14 protein-coding genes are annotated in these 13533 nt (G+C 68.8%); 9 read left to right on the top strand and 5 right to left on the bottom strand.

Annotated elements, in window-relative coordinates; translation table 11 throughout:
• Nucleotides 1-13 precede the first annotated feature (13 nt).
• The gene (locus LK409_RS10065; protein WP_003810205.1) at nt 14-757 is read left to right on the top strand and encodes a 3'-5' exonuclease; all 744 of its coding nucleotides are present in this window, start codon (nt 14-16) and stop codon (nt 755-757) included.
• A 12-nt stretch (nt 758-769) separates the two neighbouring features.
• The gene (locus tag LK409_RS10070) at nt 770-1156 is read left to right on the top strand and encodes a nucleotide pyrophosphohydrolase (protein ID WP_003810206.1); all 387 of its coding nucleotides are present in this window, start codon (nt 770-772) and stop codon (nt 1154-1156) included.
• A gap of 6 nt (nt 1157-1162) precedes the next feature.
• Here LK409_RS10070 and LK409_RS10075 read toward each other — a convergent pair whose 3' ends face one another.
• Nucleotides 1163-1453 (bottom strand): antibiotic biosynthesis monooxygenase family protein, encoded by a 291-nt coding sequence (locus LK409_RS10075; protein WP_010928528.1) that lies wholly within the window; start codon nt 1451-1453, stop codon nt 1163-1165.
• Between the two features lie 135 nt (nt 1454-1588).
• On the opposite strand from LK409_RS10075, the gene LK409_RS10080 reads away from it, so the two are divergent.
• The 5 genes from LK409_RS10080 (at nt 1589) to LK409_RS10100 (ending at nt 5087) form a co-directional block, all read left to right on the top strand.
• Entirely contained in the window at nt 1589-1888 is a 300-nt protein-coding gene (locus LK409_RS10080) for a YciI-like protein (protein WP_003810208.1), read from the top strand.
• Between the two features lie 68 nt (nt 1889-1956).
• On the top strand, nt 1957-2859 hold the full coding sequence (locus LK409_RS10085) for an EamA family transporter (RefSeq protein WP_003810209.1): 903 nt from the start codon (nt 1957-1959) through the stop codon (nt 2857-2859).
• A 3-nt stretch (nt 2860-2862) separates the two neighbouring features.
• Nucleotides 2863-3633: a TSUP family transporter gene (locus tag LK409_RS10090; RefSeq protein WP_003810210.1), complete on the top strand. Its 771-nt coding sequence runs from the start codon at nt 2863-2865 to the stop codon at nt 3631-3633.
• A 385-nt stretch (nt 3634-4018) separates the two neighbouring features.
• Nucleotides 4019-4468, top strand: a complete 450-nt coding sequence (locus LK409_RS10095; protein WP_003810211.1) for a hypothetical protein — start codon at nt 4019-4021, stop codon at nt 4466-4468.
• A 55-nt stretch (nt 4469-4523) separates the two neighbouring features.
• Nucleotides 4524-5087 carry a hypothetical protein gene (locus tag LK409_RS10100; protein WP_003810214.1) on the top strand — a complete coding sequence of 188 codons (564 nt, stop codon included), beginning with the start codon at nt 4524-4526 and terminating at the stop codon, nt 5085-5087.
• A gap of 13 nt (nt 5088-5100) precedes the next feature.
• Here LK409_RS10100 and LK409_RS10105 read toward each other — a convergent pair whose 3' ends face one another.
• On the bottom strand, nt 5101-7521 hold the full coding sequence (locus tag LK409_RS10105) for a DUF3772 domain-containing protein (RefSeq protein WP_010928529.1): 2421 nt from the start codon (nt 7519-7521) through the stop codon (nt 5101-5103).
• 144 nt (nt 7522-7665) lie between these two features.
• Nucleotides 7666-8577 carry a LysR family transcriptional regulator gene (locus tag LK409_RS10110; protein ID WP_010928530.1) on the bottom strand — a complete coding sequence of 304 codons (912 nt, stop codon included), beginning with the start codon at nt 8575-8577 and terminating at the stop codon, nt 7666-7668.
• A gap of 225 nt (nt 8578-8802) precedes the next feature.
• Here LK409_RS10110 and LK409_RS10115 point away from each other — a divergent pair, with 225 nt between their 5' ends.
• A complete protein-coding gene (locus LK409_RS10115) occupies nt 8803-10320 on the top strand; it encodes an acetyl-CoA hydrolase/transferase family protein (protein ID WP_010928531.1) in 1518 nt (505 codons plus the stop codon).
• A 49-nt stretch (nt 10321-10369) separates the two neighbouring features.
• Here the strand turns inward: LK409_RS10115 and LK409_RS10120 are convergent, their stop codons facing one another.
• Together LK409_RS10120 and LK409_RS10125 are read right to left on the bottom strand one after the other, a co-directional pair.
• A complete protein-coding gene (locus LK409_RS10120) occupies nt 10370-11344 on the bottom strand; it encodes a bile acid:sodium symporter family protein (RefSeq protein WP_042144000.1) in 975 nt (324 codons plus the stop codon).
• Between the two features lie 205 nt (nt 11345-11549).
• Nucleotides 11550-12512 carry a LysR substrate-binding domain-containing protein gene (locus tag LK409_RS10125; protein ID WP_010928532.1) on the bottom strand — a complete coding sequence of 321 codons (963 nt, stop codon included), beginning with the start codon at nt 12510-12512 and terminating at the stop codon, nt 11550-11552.
• Nucleotides 12513-12600: 88 nt separating this feature from the next.
• Between LK409_RS10125 and LK409_RS10130 the strand changes: the two genes are divergently transcribed.
• Entirely contained in the window at nt 12601-12849 is a 249-nt protein-coding gene (locus tag LK409_RS10130; RefSeq protein ID WP_041937210.1) for a DUF1127 domain-containing protein, read from the top strand.
• Nucleotides 12850-13533: the final 684 nt, after the last annotated feature.

The raw sequence follows: 13533 nt of genomic DNA on the forward strand, positions 1-13533 counted from the left end.
AGGGATAGGGGCAATGCCGCAAATGTCTTATATCTTATATAAGACTTGCCTGGCAGCACATCGGGGCCTATCCCGGCGTAGAATGCCCGTTGGACCCGCAGGGCGTTGTTTTTATTGTTGTTTTGGTATCAATATGGCCTATTTCCGTCGCTACACCACGCCCCATCCCTATGGGCAGACCCTGCGCGCTGGCGCCGCGGCCGGCCGCGCCAGCGCCGCGCGCGACGGCTTGCGGGCGCTGGATGGGCCGTTCGTGGTGGCCGACCTGGAAACCACCGGGCTGTCCGTTGCCACGTGCGAAATCCTCGAATTCGCCGCCGTGCGCGTCAGCGCATGCGGGCAGATCGAGCGCGAGTTCACCCAGGTGGTGCGCACCGACGGCAGGGTGCCGCCGTTCATTTCGCGCCTGACCGGCATCACCCAGGCCGAAGTCGAGCGCGATGGCGTGCCGGTGCGGCAGGCGTTCGGCGACTTCCTCGACTTCATCGAGGGCGGGCCGCTGTTTTTCCATAACGCTTCGTTCGATCGCCGCTTCCTGCAGGCCGCGGCCGATCGCACCGGCCTGCCGTTCGAGGCGCAGACCCATTGCACGCTGATGCTGGCGCGCCAGGCCTGGCCCGAGCTGCCGTCGCACAAGCTGAACGTGCTGGCCCGCCATCTCGGCGCGTCCGAGCCGACCCACCGGGCCCTGGCCGACGTGCGCACCACCGTGGCCGTGGCGTTGGCTGCGCGTGCGCGGCTGGCGGCGCAGGGCTGAGGGGCGGGCGCCATGGCGGCAAGCGATACCCCGGGCGCTTCGGCGGGCGAGTTCGACGCCATTCGCGACGCCGTGCGCGGCTTTGCCGCCGAGCGCCAGTGGGAGCCGTTCCATTCGCCCAAGAACCTGGCCATGGCGCTGGCCGGCGAGGCCGGCGAGCTGGTCGCCGTCTTCCAGTGGCTGACCGAGGCCGGCTCGCGCGAGCTGACGCCGTCGCAGCGCCAGGCGGCCGCCGACGAAATCGCCGACGTGCAGCTGTACCTGGTTGCGCTGGCCGATCAGCTTGGGCTGGACATCCCCGCCGCCGTGGCCGCCAAGATGCGCAAGAACGCGCTCAAGTATCCGGCCGAGCGCTTTCGCGGCAGCGCCCGCAAGTACAACGACGAAAGCGGGCGCTGAGCGGGCCTACAGCACCTTCTGCTCGTGGTGGACCTGGGGCGGCTCGGCAAAGCACTCGCCCACCAGCTTGCGCCATTCCTGGGAATCGGCCGATTGGCGGAAATCCACCATATGGTTGTCCACCGTCTCCCAGTCCACCACCAGGGTGTAGCGCTGCGGCGCCTCGATCGAGCGGTGCAGCGCCACGCCGTGGCAGCCACGCGCGCGCATGAACAGCGGCCTGGCCTGCGCCACGCCTGCTTCGAAATCGGCCTCGCGGCCGGGTTGCACCAGGATGCTGGCAATTTCCTGAATCATTGAAGCGTCTCCCCTTGGTTGGGCCGCCGGCCTGGCGGCATCGCGGCAGTATGACGCAAAAGTGCCTGCGCCGGCGCCCGCGCGGGAGGCTGGGCGTATGATGCAGGTTCGACCGCGAGCCCAAGGAGGCGCGTCATGCATTACCTGCTTTTCTACGATGTGATCCCGGACTACCCGGCGCGCCGCGCGCAGTACCGGGCCGAGCACCTGGCGCTGGCCCGCGCCGCGGCGCAACGTGGCGAACTGGTGCTGGCCGGCGCGCTGGCCGACCCCATCGACGGCGCCGTGCTGTTGTTCACCGGCGATACGCCGGCCGCCGCCGAAGCGTTCGCGGCCGCCGACCCGTACGTGCGCGAAGGACTGGTAACCCATTGGCGCGTGCGTCCATGGACCACGGTGGTGGGCGAACAGGCCAGCCAGCCGGTGCCCGACTGATTCTTCCCATCCTCCCTATTCCCTGCATCCAGTCCAGTGCGGGCGCGCCGCGCCCCTGACCGCGCATCATGCCTCTGTCCCATTTGTTGTTGGCGTTATCGGTGGTTTTCATCTGGGGCACGAACTTCGTCGTCATCAAGTGGGCGCTGGCGGATTTTCCGCCGTTCCTGTTCGCGGCCCTGCGCTTTCTGCTGTCGGTGCTGCCCTGGGTCCTGCTGTTTCGCCGCCCCGCGGTGCCCTGGAGCCGGCTGGCTGCCTTCGGCGTCCTGCTGGGCGTGGGGCAGTTCGGCGTCCTGTACTGGGCGATGCAGCGCGACATCACGCCGGGGATGGCCTCCCTGCTGGTCCAGTCCCAGGTCTTCTTCACCATCCTGATGTCCATGGCATTCACGGGCGAGCGCATGCGCCTGTGGCAGGCGCTGGCCCTGGCGCTGGCGGTGGCCGGCTATGCGGTGGTGGCATGGTACAGCGTTGCCGATCCCGGCGCGGCCATCACCTTGCTGGGCGTGGGCCTGGTGCTGCTCGCCGGATTGAGCTGGGCCTGCGCCAACATGGTGGCGCGCACGGCGGGGCGGGTCAACATGGTGGGGTTCATCGCCTGGAGCAGCCTGTTCGCCGTGCCCCCCATCCTGCTCATCAGCCTTTTGGCCGAGGGGCCTGCTGCCATCGCCCAGGCCGTGACCCATGCCTCGCCGGCGGCCTGGACGGCGGTGCTGTGGCAGGCCGTGGGCAATACCGTATTCGGCTTCGGCGCCTGGAACTGGCTGCTTGCCCGCCATCCCGCCACGACCGTCGCGCCCATGGCGCTGCTGGTGCCGGTGTTCGGCATGCTGGCCTCGACGCTGCTGCTGGATGAAAGCCTGCCCGGCTGGAAGCTGTCCGCGGCCGCGCTGGTGCTGGGCGGGCTGGCCCTCAACCTTTATGCGGGGCGGCTGGACGCCGCCGCGCGCATGGCGCGGGCCGGCCGCTGAATCATGAGCATCCTGCAGCACGTGTTGTTCCTGGCCTGCGTCGCGCTGGCCACTTACGCGCAAACCATGACGGGCTTTGCCTTCGGGCTGGTGCTGCTGGGGCTGACCGGCCTGCTGGCCGTCGCGCCCTTGCCGGACATGGCCAATACGGTGAGCATTCTTACCCTGGTCAACGCGCTGGTGGTCATCGGCCGCGCGCGGCCGCAGGTCGACTGGACGCTGGTGCGGCCGGCCCTGGTCAGCAGCCTGGCCGGCGTCGCGCTCGGCGTCTTCATGCTCGACTGGATCTCCGGCAGCGCCGCCGTGCTGCTGCAGTGGCTGCTGGGGCTGACCATCCTGGCGTGCGCGATCCAGCTGGTGGCGCGCGCGCGGCCGCTGGCGCGCGTCTCGTCGCGGCGCAGCTTCGTGGGCTTCGGCGTGGTGTCGGGCGTGCTGGGCGGGCTGTTCTCCAGCGCCGGCCCTCCGATGGTGTATCACCTGTACCGCCAGCCGTTGCCGCTGGCCACCATACGCAACAGCCTGCTGATCCTGTTCTCGTGCAATGCCATGACGCGGCTGGCCCTGGTCGGCGCGCAGGGCAGTCTGCACACCATCACCTTCTGGCTCAGCCTGGAGGCATTCCCGGTCGTGGTCGCGCTCACCTGGCTGGTGCGCCGCTACGCATCGGCGCGCTCCATCCACACGGTCAAGCGCCTGGTCTTCGTGTTGCTGGTGGCCGCCGGGCTGGGCCTGCTGGTGCCGGCCAGCGGCGCGCTGTGGACCATGTGGCATTGATCGCAGCACTGCGAAAGTCGGGCCGTTGGGATGATCGCGCTTAGGCATGAGCGCAAAACGGCTGGAGCCGCGCAGCGTTCCACGCCATAAGCATGAAGCCGCACGGCGGTGCTCATGCGCCTGCGATCGTGCAAACGGCGCGGGGGCACCGTCGTGTCCGCTTGCGGCTTAGTTCGCACGGGGCAGGGCCGCTCCGCCAAAACTCATGCAAACGCCCCGATCGGTCTTTTGCCGGATTCCGGCAGGCTGGGCGCGCGGCAATCATTGCCTCACCGGCGCTTGAGTTCTGTTGCACAAAACAAAGGGGAGCCAGGCGGCGGTCCGCCTGCCGGTCGGAAATCGGCGAGCGTGTTCCGTCGCTTTACGGAATCGGAGGAACCCTGAAATGAAGAAGATCGCAACTTTGGCGGCGTTGGCGGCATCCGCCGCGCTGGTTGGTCCGGCCCTGGCCGGCGGCAGTCACAGCAGCAGCGGCGTCGGCGCCTATGGCGGCTCGGTCAAGGGATCGGTGGAATCGATCTCCAACGGCAGCGCGGCGGCCGCCAGCCAGGTCATGGGCACCGGCTTTTCCAAGCAATTCGCCAGCGGCGAAACCAGCGGCTACGCCAGCATGGGCGGCGCCATCCATCGCGACGGGGTCGAGGTATGGACCGATACGTCGCAATACTCGAAGACCAACGGTTTTGGCATGACCGGCGGCAATGCGCCCGCGCAGATCGGCGACGTCATCGTCAACGGCGCCGGCGCCTTCGCCGAGAGCAATACCGAAGCGATCGCCAAGGGCAAGTTCCAGATGTTCCAGATCGGCCGGATCGGCGGCTACGGGCATCGCTGAAACACGTCAACCCAGAACGCCGGACGGTTCCGGCCGTCCGGTACAAGGGGGCATCATGAAGACCATGCTAGTCGTACTTTCGCTGTCGCTGGCCTCGTTCGGCGCCGCCGCGCAGACCAGCACCAGCAACGCCACGTCGTCGACCAGCGCTTCGGCGGGCGTGAACGCCGCGGGCAATAGCCAGGGTGTGACATTCAACTCGGACAACAGCGGCTCCAGTTCCCTGAAGACGGTGCCCGCGGTGGGTGCGGCAGCCTTCTACGGTTCGTTCTCGACCGACAGTTGCATGGTGTCGGGCGGGGCCGGAGGCGCGGTGCTGGGGTTCGGCATGAATTTCGCGGTGCCGGTGGAAGACCAGAATTGCAGTCTGCGGCGCAACTTCGAACGCACCATGCAAGCGGCCGCCTCGACCAAGGATGACTCGAAGGCGCGCAAGCTGGAGACCGCCGCGATAGACATGCTGTGCCAGACCGACGATGCCACCCGCGCCGCGCTGTCGGCGCAGGGGCTGTGTTCGGATCTCACGCCGGTGGCCGTCGTGCCGTCGGTGCGCCGCCAGGTGCCGGTCAACGCGGCCGCGGCGCGCGCCCGCATCGACGATCTGTATACGCCGGGCTGATCGCCCGCCCGTTTCAGCGCGGCTGCGGCGGCGCGCTGGCCATGGCGGCCGGCGCGTCCGGCGCCAGCGGCGCCTGGGGCTCGCGCAACAGCATCGTGCTGGGCGGCGCCATGTCCAGGCCGGCCTCGGCCAGTTGCTTCAGGACGCGGAACCACAGATCGCTGCGCACGGTATAGGCCGAGCGCGGCGAGCTCACATAGCCCTTGGCGTTGAAGATCAGGTGGCCGGCCTCGATGCCGTCCAGGTAGACCGCGGCGGCGGGATTGTCGAGGATATCGCCGTGCGCCTCGAAAATCTCCAGCATCAGGGTGCGCACCTGTTCGGCGTCGACCGACAGCGGCATCGGCAGCCTGATCTGAACCAGCCCCAGCGGATTGGCATGCGTGACGTTGCGCACCGTCTTGGTGATGAACTCCGAATTGGGCACGATGACCGTGGAGCGGTCTCCCATCTGGATTTCGGTGGCGCGTACGTTGATGCGCAGGATGTCGCCCTCGACGCCGTCCAGCGAGACCCAGTCGCCCACTTTCACCGGCCGCTCCGCCAGCAGGATCAGGCCCGAAACGAAATTCTGCACCACCGCCTGCAGGCCGAAACCGATGCCCACCGACAGCGCGCTGGCGATCCACGCCACGCGTTCCAGCCCCAGGCCGAGCGCGGACAGGCCCAGCGCGGCGGCGGTCACCACGCCGGCATAGCCGAACAGCGTGGCCGCGGAAATCTGCATGCCCGGATCGAGTTCGGTGGTCGGCAGGTAGCGGGTGGTCAGCCAGCGCTTGAGCAGCCGCACGATCAGCAGGCTGAGCGCCAGGACCAGCAGGGCCTGCAGCAGCGCGGCGGGCCGGATCTGCACCTCGCCGATCTGCAGCCCCTTGTGCACCTGGTCCAGACGGTGCACCAGGTCCATCGGGCCCTCGCCGAAGGGCGACAGCAGCAGCACCACCGCGGCCAGCATGACCGCCACGCGGCAAGCCCCCGACAGCAGCACCGCCGCCTGCGTGCGCAGGCGCAACTGGGCGCCGGCATCGCTGTCGCGGTTCGAGCCCAGCAGGGTGCTGAAACCGTCGTCGATCAGCACGACCAGCAGATAGGTCGAGCACAGCACGACCAGCGTCCACATGGCCTGCTTGATGAGGAATGTGCCGAATGCGGCATAGCCGATGACCAGCGTGAGCAGGCCGGTACAGAGCACCGACCACAGCGTGGTGTTGAGCACCGCCAGCCAGAATGGCCGCGGCGGGGCGCGATTGTCCTCGCTCTCCAGCGCAAGCTGGCGGCGCACGCGCTCGGCGCGGGCTAGCGCCGCCAGCAGCACCAGTCCCAGCACGGCGGCCATCACCACGCCCAGCGTGATCGTGCTGGTCAGGCTGGAGTTCAGCAGCACCGGCAGGCGCTCGGCCAGCCAGATCGCCACCACCAGCAGGCCCAGCGTCGGCGGCACCCAGCCCAGGGCGCGCGCAACCTGGTCGGGAATCGGCGGCAGCCGCCAGGTCGGGCGCACCGTCGACAGCAGCGCCTGGCCCAGCCCGCCCACGTAGCCGCCGAAGCATACGGTGGCGACCAGGTTAGACAGCAAGGTCTCGGTACTGTCCGACAGGCTGGCGTTCCATGAAACGCCCATGCGCAGCAATTGCGCGATGAGCCCGGGCGTGGCCACCCACATCAGGACGATGGTCAGGGCCAGGAAAGAGCGGCGCAGACGGCCCGGCGGCAACTTGGTGGCGGTCAGCTGCAGGATGACCCGGCCGATCCAGGCGCGCAGCGCCACCACCGCGGCCATGCCGACCAGCAGTACGTCCCAGATCCAGGCCGGCGTCTGCACGGCCGCTTCGGCCAGTTCGTCGCGCAGCGCCGCCAGGCGCGTCAGGTCGCGCGGGATCTCGGCGCGCCATTCGGTCCAGAAATCGCTCGAGACGACCGAGTCGCGCCGTTCGCCCAGCCGCACCTGGAATTGATTGCGCCGCAGCGCCGAAATCTGCTCGGCCGTCTGGCCGGCTTCGACCGACAGCAGGCGCGCCAGCTTGATCTGCGCGTCCAGGTTGCGGTGCGACTTTTCCAATTGGGTCCGTTGCTGGGCCACGTCGAGGGCTTCCTTGGCGCCTTCGGCCACGGCCCCCAGCTCGCTCAGCCGGGCCGAAACGCTGGCCAGTTGCGGGCTCAGCGTTTCGGCCAGCGCGTCCGCCTTGGCCTGGATGTCCAGCACGTCCGAGCGGTTCTTGACCAGTTGGGGATCGTCGGCCTTGTCGTCGAGCTGCTTGCGGATGTCATCGACCTGCTTGCGCGCCTGGGTGAGGATGGCGTCGGCGTCGGCCGGGCTAGGGGGTTGGGCGCCGGCCGGCATCGCGGCAAACAGCGTCGCCAGGGCCAGCAGCAGCATGGCCAGCAAGGTGCGCGGCGCCAGGCGGCGCGAGGGAAATGACGGATTCATGGTCATGGCCGTTACTGCCGTCGTTGGGGACGCATCGTCCCCGCCGGCGGCAGGTGAAACGAGGGTTTTCCAGGATCACCGGAGAAGGGCAGTTTACGCGCTTGGCGGCCGGCGGCTGCGACCGCTCGCAAGCGCTGGTTGCGCGGCGTATCAGCGGGACGGCTTGCGGGCGGGCTGGCCGTTTCCCAGTACCTCGGTGGCCACTTCCAGCCAGGCGCGCGCTGTGTGGGACAGATAGCGGTCGCGCACGCGGATATGGCCGATTTCCCATTGCAGGCCGGCCTTGGCCAGGCGAGCCGTGCTCAGCCCGCGCGTCTTCAGGCGCTGTACCAGCGGTTCGGGCAGCAGCGCCACGCCCAGGTCGGCCGAGGCCATCGCGGCCAGGAAGTCCCAGTGCGCGCTCTGCGCCGCGATGCGCGGCGCAAAGCCGGCCTGTGCGCAGGCCTGGCGCAGGCGGCGGGTCAGCGCGAAATCGTCGGTGGGCAGCAGCAGCGGCAGGTCGCGCAGCGCCGTCAGCGGCAGGGCGGTCTTGCCTGCCCAGGCGGCCGCCGGCGGGCCGATCACCCATAGCGCATAGCTGCCGAACCGGGTGGCCTGCAGCGGGCCGGGGTCCTGTATCGGCAGGACGGTGGCGCCTACCTCCAGTTCGCCGGCGGCCACCAGCCGCTCGACCGCCTGGCCGGTGTCCTCGCGCAGGCTCAGGCGAATATGCGGATGGCGTTCGCGAAAGCGCTTGACGACCGGCGTGAACAGCAGGTTGATCATCGGCGGGATGCCGACCTCCAGCTCGCCGCGCTGCAGGTCGACCGCTTCGCGCACCTCCGCGTCCAGCTGGCGCATGGCGCCCAGGATGTGCAGGCCGCGTTCGTAGACGATGCGGCCGGTATCGGTGGGGCGGGCCGTGTGCCCGTCGCGGATCAGCAGCGGCGTGCCGACTTCATCCTCCAGCTGGCAGATCATCTTGCTGACTGTCGACTGGGTCACGAACAGCGCGCGCGCTGCCTGCGTGAAGCTGGCCGTGCGCACCGTCTCGACGAAGTAGCGCAAGGCGCGCACGTCCATGGGCGGAAACTCGCAAACGATGAAAAAAACGAATCGATTGGATGATTTTAAGTCATTACGAGATTTGCCGCGGGCTGCCTATACTGCGGAAAAATTTGGTCGCACCGGCCATCCGGTGGACGTTTTGACGGAAAACGCCGCGGCAGACGGCGCCCGGGCACAGGAGGCGCGACGCAATCCCACCCGGACTGCGCGCCGTGGCCACCATTGATGTCTGGAGACAGCATGCATCTCGAACGTATTCGCCATCCCGGCCTGCGCGCCCGGTTGGCTTCCCCCCAGGAAGCGGCCCGGCTGGTCCACGACGGCATGACCGTCGGCATGAGCGGGTTCACGCGCGCGGGCGACTGCAAATCGGTGCCGGCGGCGCTGGCCGAAAGAGCCGCCGCCGAGCCGCTGCGCATCACGCTGCTGACCGGCGCCTCGCTGGGGCATGACACCGACAAGCTGCTGGCGCAGGCCGGCGTTCTGGCGCGCCGCATGCCGTTCCAGGTCGACACCACGCTGCGGCGCAAGATCAACCAGGGCGAGATCGCCTTTGTCGACCAGCACTTGTCCGAAACCGTCGAGCAGTTGCGCGCCGGCCATATCGGCCCCATCGACATCGCCATCGTCGAGGCGGCTGCCATCACCGAAGACGGCGGCATCGTGCCGACCATGTCGGTCGGCAACTCGGCCTCGTTCGTCGAGCAGGCCCGCCTGGTCATCGTCGAGCTCAATCTCGGCGTGCCCGCGGCCATCGAAGGCCTGCACGACATCGTGATCCCGGGCGCGCGGCCCGGCCGCCAGCCCCTGCCGCTGGTGTCGGTCGACCAGCGCATCGGCGCGCCCTGCATCGCGGTGGACCCCGACAAGATCGCCACCATCGTCGTCACCAACGAACCGGACAGTCCCTCAAACGCCTTGCCGCCCGACGAGGAGACCGGCGCCATCGCCGGCCACATCGTCGGCTTCCTGCGCCAGGAAGTGAACCAGGGGCGCCTGAGCCGCTCGCTGCTGCCCCTGCAGGCCGGCATCGGCACGATCGCCAATGCCGTGCTGCACGGGTTCGGCGAGTCGGAATTCGAGGGGCTCACCATGTACTCGGAAGTGCTGCAGGACAGCGCGATCGAACTCCTGGACCAGGGCAAGCTGAGTTTCGCCTCGGCCTCGTCCATCACGGTCTCGCTGCCGGTGTACGAACGCATCCTGGGCAACCTCGAGCACTACCGCCAGCGCATCGTGCTGCGCCCGCAGGAAATCAGCAACGCGCCCGAGCTGGTGCGCCGCCTGGGCGTGATCGCCATCAACACGGCGCTGGAGTTCGACATCTACGGCAACGTCAACTCCACCCATGTGGGCGGCACCCATATGATGAACGGCATCGGCGGTTCGGGGGACTTTGCGCGCAACGCGCACCTGTCCATATTCGTGACCAAGTCCATGGCCAGGAACGGCGATATTTCCAGCGTGGTGCCCATGGTCTCGCATGTGGACCACAACGAGCACGACGTCGATATCCTGGTGACCGAGTGCGGGCTGGCGGACCTGCGCGGCCTGGCGCCGCGCGAGCGCGCTCGCGCCATCATCGCCCATTGCGTGCATCCCTCGTACCGCGATGCGCTGCGCGATTACTTCGAGCGCGCCTGCAGGCGCGGCGGGCAAACGCCCCATCTGCTGGAGGAGGCCTTCTCCTGGCACCAGCGCTACAACGAAACCGACACGATGCGGCTGGCGGCGCCGGCGGCCCGGCGCGTGGCCTGAATGTGCGGCGGGCCCCCATGAGGGGGCCCGCGCAGGCAAGCCGGCTGGGTCAGCGCGCGGCCGCGGCCGACGTGGCCGGCGCCGGCGCGTCCGCCTCGTCGTCCTTGAAGCGGCGCAGCAGCGTCGCGGCCAGCGGGCCGGAAATGTTGTGCCAGACGCTGAAGATCGCGCTGGGCACGGCGGCCAGCGGCGAGAAGTGCGCGGTGGCCAGCGCCACCCCCAGTCCCGAGTTCTGCATGCCCACCTCGATCGACAGCGTCTTGCGCTTGGCCACGCCCAGCCCGCAGGCCCTGCCCAGCAGATAGCCGATCAGCAGGCCCAGGCCGTTGTGCAGCACGACCACGGCGAAAATCATCAATCCGCTGGTGGCGATACGGGCCTGGTTGCCGGCCACGACCGCCGCCACGATGGCCACGATGGCGGCCACCGACACCAGCGGCAGCGCGTCCACGCACACCTTGACCTTCTCGCGCAGCAGGTACTGCGCCAGCACTCCCAGCACGATGGGCAGGATGACCACCTGCACGATGGACCAGAACATGGCCGCGGCGCTGACCTCGATCCATTGGCTGGCCAGCAGGTAGATCAGGGCCGGCGTGACGATGGGCGCGAGCAGCGTCGTCACCGAAGTGATGGCCACCGACAACGCGACGTCGCCGCGGGCCAGGAACGTCATGACATTGGAAGCCGTGCCGCCCGGGCAGCAGCCCACCAGGATGACGCCGACCGCCACTTCGGGCGGGAGATCCAGCACGGCGGTCAGCAGCCAGGCCAGCGAGGGCATGATGATGAACTGGCCGAGCACGCCGATCAGCACGTCGCGCGGGCGATGCAGCACCTCGCGGAAGTCGTCTTTCGACAGGGTCAGGCCCATGCCGAACATGATCAGGCCCAGCAGGGGAACGATGTATTGCCCCAGCCACTTGAAGTGCTCGGGCGAGTAATAGGCAAGCGCTGCGAACAGCAGCACCCAGATGGCGAAGGTATTGCCGACGAAGCGGCTCAGGCGGGCGATGGCCTGCATGGCGTGGTGATTCCTTGAAGCATGGCCCGCCGGCGCGGGTGCGCGGCGGCATTGCCGCGCGGGCGGCGGGCCGGTGAAAAACATGGCGAATGCGGCGGGCGTACGCGCGTCGGCGGGTGGCCGGGGGCGTACGCGTGCGCGAGGGTGGGCGCATGCGCGGCTGCCCGCCGTGTACGCGGGCAGCCTGGCCGTCAGGGGCAGGATTCTACGCCGCTGGCCTGGCGCGCCGGCGCCGTGGCGGCGTGCCGGCCTCGTGCGCCAGCGTGGCGCGCGCCAGCGCCAGCTCGTCGTGCAGCCATTGGCGCAAGGCCTGCAGCGGCGGCCAGCCGCTCAGTTCGGGCCGGTAGACCAGGTGGAAGGTTTGGCGCTGCTCGGCGGCGATGGCCAGCGGCGACAGGCGCACCAGGCGGCCCGCGGCCAGCGCATCGGCGGCCAGCAGTTCGCGCACCAGCGCCAGCCCCAGGTTCTGTTCGGCCGCCTGGGCCAGCATGCCGGCGTCGTTGAACAGCGCGACCGGCTTGATCGTGGCGCGCACGCCGGCCGCCTGGAACCACGCCTGCCACAACCCCTGTTCTCCCAGCAGCGGCTCGTGGGCCAGCCGCTGCGGGTCCGCGCCCGCCAGGCGCCGCGCTGTGGCCGGAGCCGCCACCAGGATCATGCGCGTGGGCGTATCGAACAGCGGCTCGGACTGCTGGCCGGCCCAGGGCCCGCGCCCGAAGCGCAGGGCGGCGTGAAAGCCCTCGCGGTGCAGGTCCACGACCTGCTGCGAGGTTTCGATCTCCAGGGCGATGTCCGGGTGGTGCGCATGCCAGCGCGCCATGCGTGGCAGCAGCCACAGCTGTGCCAGCGAAGGCAGGACCGAAATGCGCAGGCGCAGTCCGGAGCCGGCCGCTGCTGCGGCGGCGGCCTGGACGCCTTCGTCCAGCAGCGCCAGGGCGGGCTCGGTGGCGCGCAGCAGCGCCTGCCCGGCGGGATTGAGCACCAGGCGGCGCGCACGGCGATCGAACAGGGCGAAGCCCAGCTGGGTTTCCAGCGTGCGGATCTGCTGGCTGACGGCGCTGTGCGTCAAATGCAGCTGCAGCGCCGCCGCGCGCAGGTTCTGCAGGTCGGCGACGACGCGGAACACGGGCAGGACATTCAGGGGCAGGCGGCTCATGCTGGTAAGCATAACTGACCATCATGGGCGGAACAATTCGATTTTCAATGGGTCTTTGGACGCATATCCTGAACATCTAGACCTGTACACGGAGATTCCTATGGCTGAGACCACCTGCTCCCCCGTCATCCTGTCACCCTGCACGCTGTGCGCCGGCGCCGAGCCCGCGTCCGGGTGGCGAGCTCGCCTGCGGGCCTGGATCGCACGCCGCCGCCAGGCGCGCATTCTGGCCGAGGTCATGAAAATGGACGAACACATGCTCAGCGATATCGGCGCGCCGCCATGGGTCAAGGTCGAGGCCGCCGCGCGGCAGGCGCGCCAACGATGCGGCCCGTCGCGTTCCTGGTAAGGCGCGGACATGGCGGCCACGGTCCGGCCGCCGCCGGGACGCAAGCCCGCCGCCATGGGCCGGGCCGGCTCCATGCAAGCCGTGGTTCGCATGCCTATATATAAGAAAGAAGGGCGTCCTCCGGGGCCGTGCGCAAGGCGCGCGCGGCCCTGTCCACGCGCGGCGGCCCCCCGCGCAAGGCGGGGCAGCCGCCGCCAACCAGGGTTTTGTTGCGGCGTTTTGACAGCCCGTGCAAACGTGCTATAGTTCGCCCCCTTCGCAGTTCGGGTTGTCCCGGATGCGAAGCCGGAACCGCGAATCATGCGGTTTGCAGGTTCTCCGCCCAGGTGCGGGAGCCGGCAAGCCAGGGCAGGGGGCGCGGGCAGCACCGGGGCAGGGCGAGCGGGATTATGCCGATGTGGCGGTTCCCGGGGTTCTGGCAGGTGTTGTTGCACGACGGTTAACGAATCGCTGCCTTCGGGTTGCAAATTCTGCAAAAGTCGTGTTATAGTTTCGGGCTTGACAGTTGCCGAAATCCAAGGGTTAACCCTGATGCCGATCGGCGCGGGTGCTGGGGTTTCGAGAAGTGCCAGGTGAGAGGCGCAGGCCTTGAGGAAGGGGGTGAGTCAGGTGCGGAGCAGGCGAGGCCGACTTGACAAGCTGAAAAAACTTCTTCATAATCTCGTCTCTCTGCTGCTGAAAACG

Source organism: Bordetella parapertussis, assembly GCF_020735925.1.
GTDB classification, from domain to species: domain Bacteria; phylum Pseudomonadota; class Gammaproteobacteria; order Burkholderiales; family Burkholderiaceae_B; genus Bordetella; species Bordetella pertussis.

Coding starts and splice junctions, on each gene's coding strand:
- LK409_RS10095 (WP_003810211.1), top strand. CDS start 4,019: ATGAAGAAGATCGCAACTTTGGCGGCGTTGGCGGCATCCGCCGCGCTG.
- LK409_RS10125 (WP_010928532.1), bottom strand. CDS start 12,512: ATGCTTACCAGCATGAGCCGCCTGCCCCTGAATGTCCTGCCCGTGTTC.
- LK409_RS10120 (WP_042144000.1), bottom strand. CDS start 11,344: ATGCAGGCCATCGCCCGCCTGAGCCGCTTCGTCGGCAATACCTTCGCC.
- LK409_RS10110 (WP_010928530.1), bottom strand. CDS start 8,577: ATGGACGTGCGCGCCTTGCGCTACTTCGTCGAGACGGTGCGCACGGCC.
- LK409_RS10075 (WP_010928528.1), bottom strand. CDS start 1,453: ATGATTCAGGAAATTGCCAGCATCCTGGTGCAACCCGGCCGCGAGGCC.
- LK409_RS10085 (WP_003810209.1), top strand. CDS start 1,957: ATGCCTCTGTCCCATTTGTTGTTGGCGTTATCGGTGGTTTTCATCTGG.
- LK409_RS10065 (WP_003810205.1), top strand. CDS start 14: ATGCCGCAAATGTCTTATATCTTATATAAGACTTGCCTGGCAGCACAT.
- LK409_RS10090 (WP_003810210.1), top strand. CDS start 2,863: ATGAGCATCCTGCAGCACGTGTTGTTCCTGGCCTGCGTCGCGCTGGCC.
- LK409_RS10100 (WP_003810214.1), top strand. CDS start 4,524: ATGAAGACCATGCTAGTCGTACTTTCGCTGTCGCTGGCCTCGTTCGGC.
- LK409_RS10070 (WP_003810206.1), top strand. CDS start 770: ATGGCGGCAAGCGATACCCCGGGCGCTTCGGCGGGCGAGTTCGACGCC.
- LK409_RS10130 (WP_041937210.1), top strand. CDS start 12,601: ATGGCTGAGACCACCTGCTCCCCCGTCATCCTGTCACCCTGCACGCTG.
- LK409_RS10105 (WP_010928529.1), bottom strand. CDS start 7,521: ATGACCATGAATCCGTCATTTCCCTCGCGCCGCCTGGCGCCGCGCACC.
- LK409_RS10115 (WP_010928531.1), top strand. CDS start 8,803: ATGCATCTCGAACGTATTCGCCATCCCGGCCTGCGCGCCCGGTTGGCT.
- LK409_RS10080 (WP_003810208.1), top strand. CDS start 1,589: ATGCATTACCTGCTTTTCTACGATGTGATCCCGGACTACCCGGCGCGC.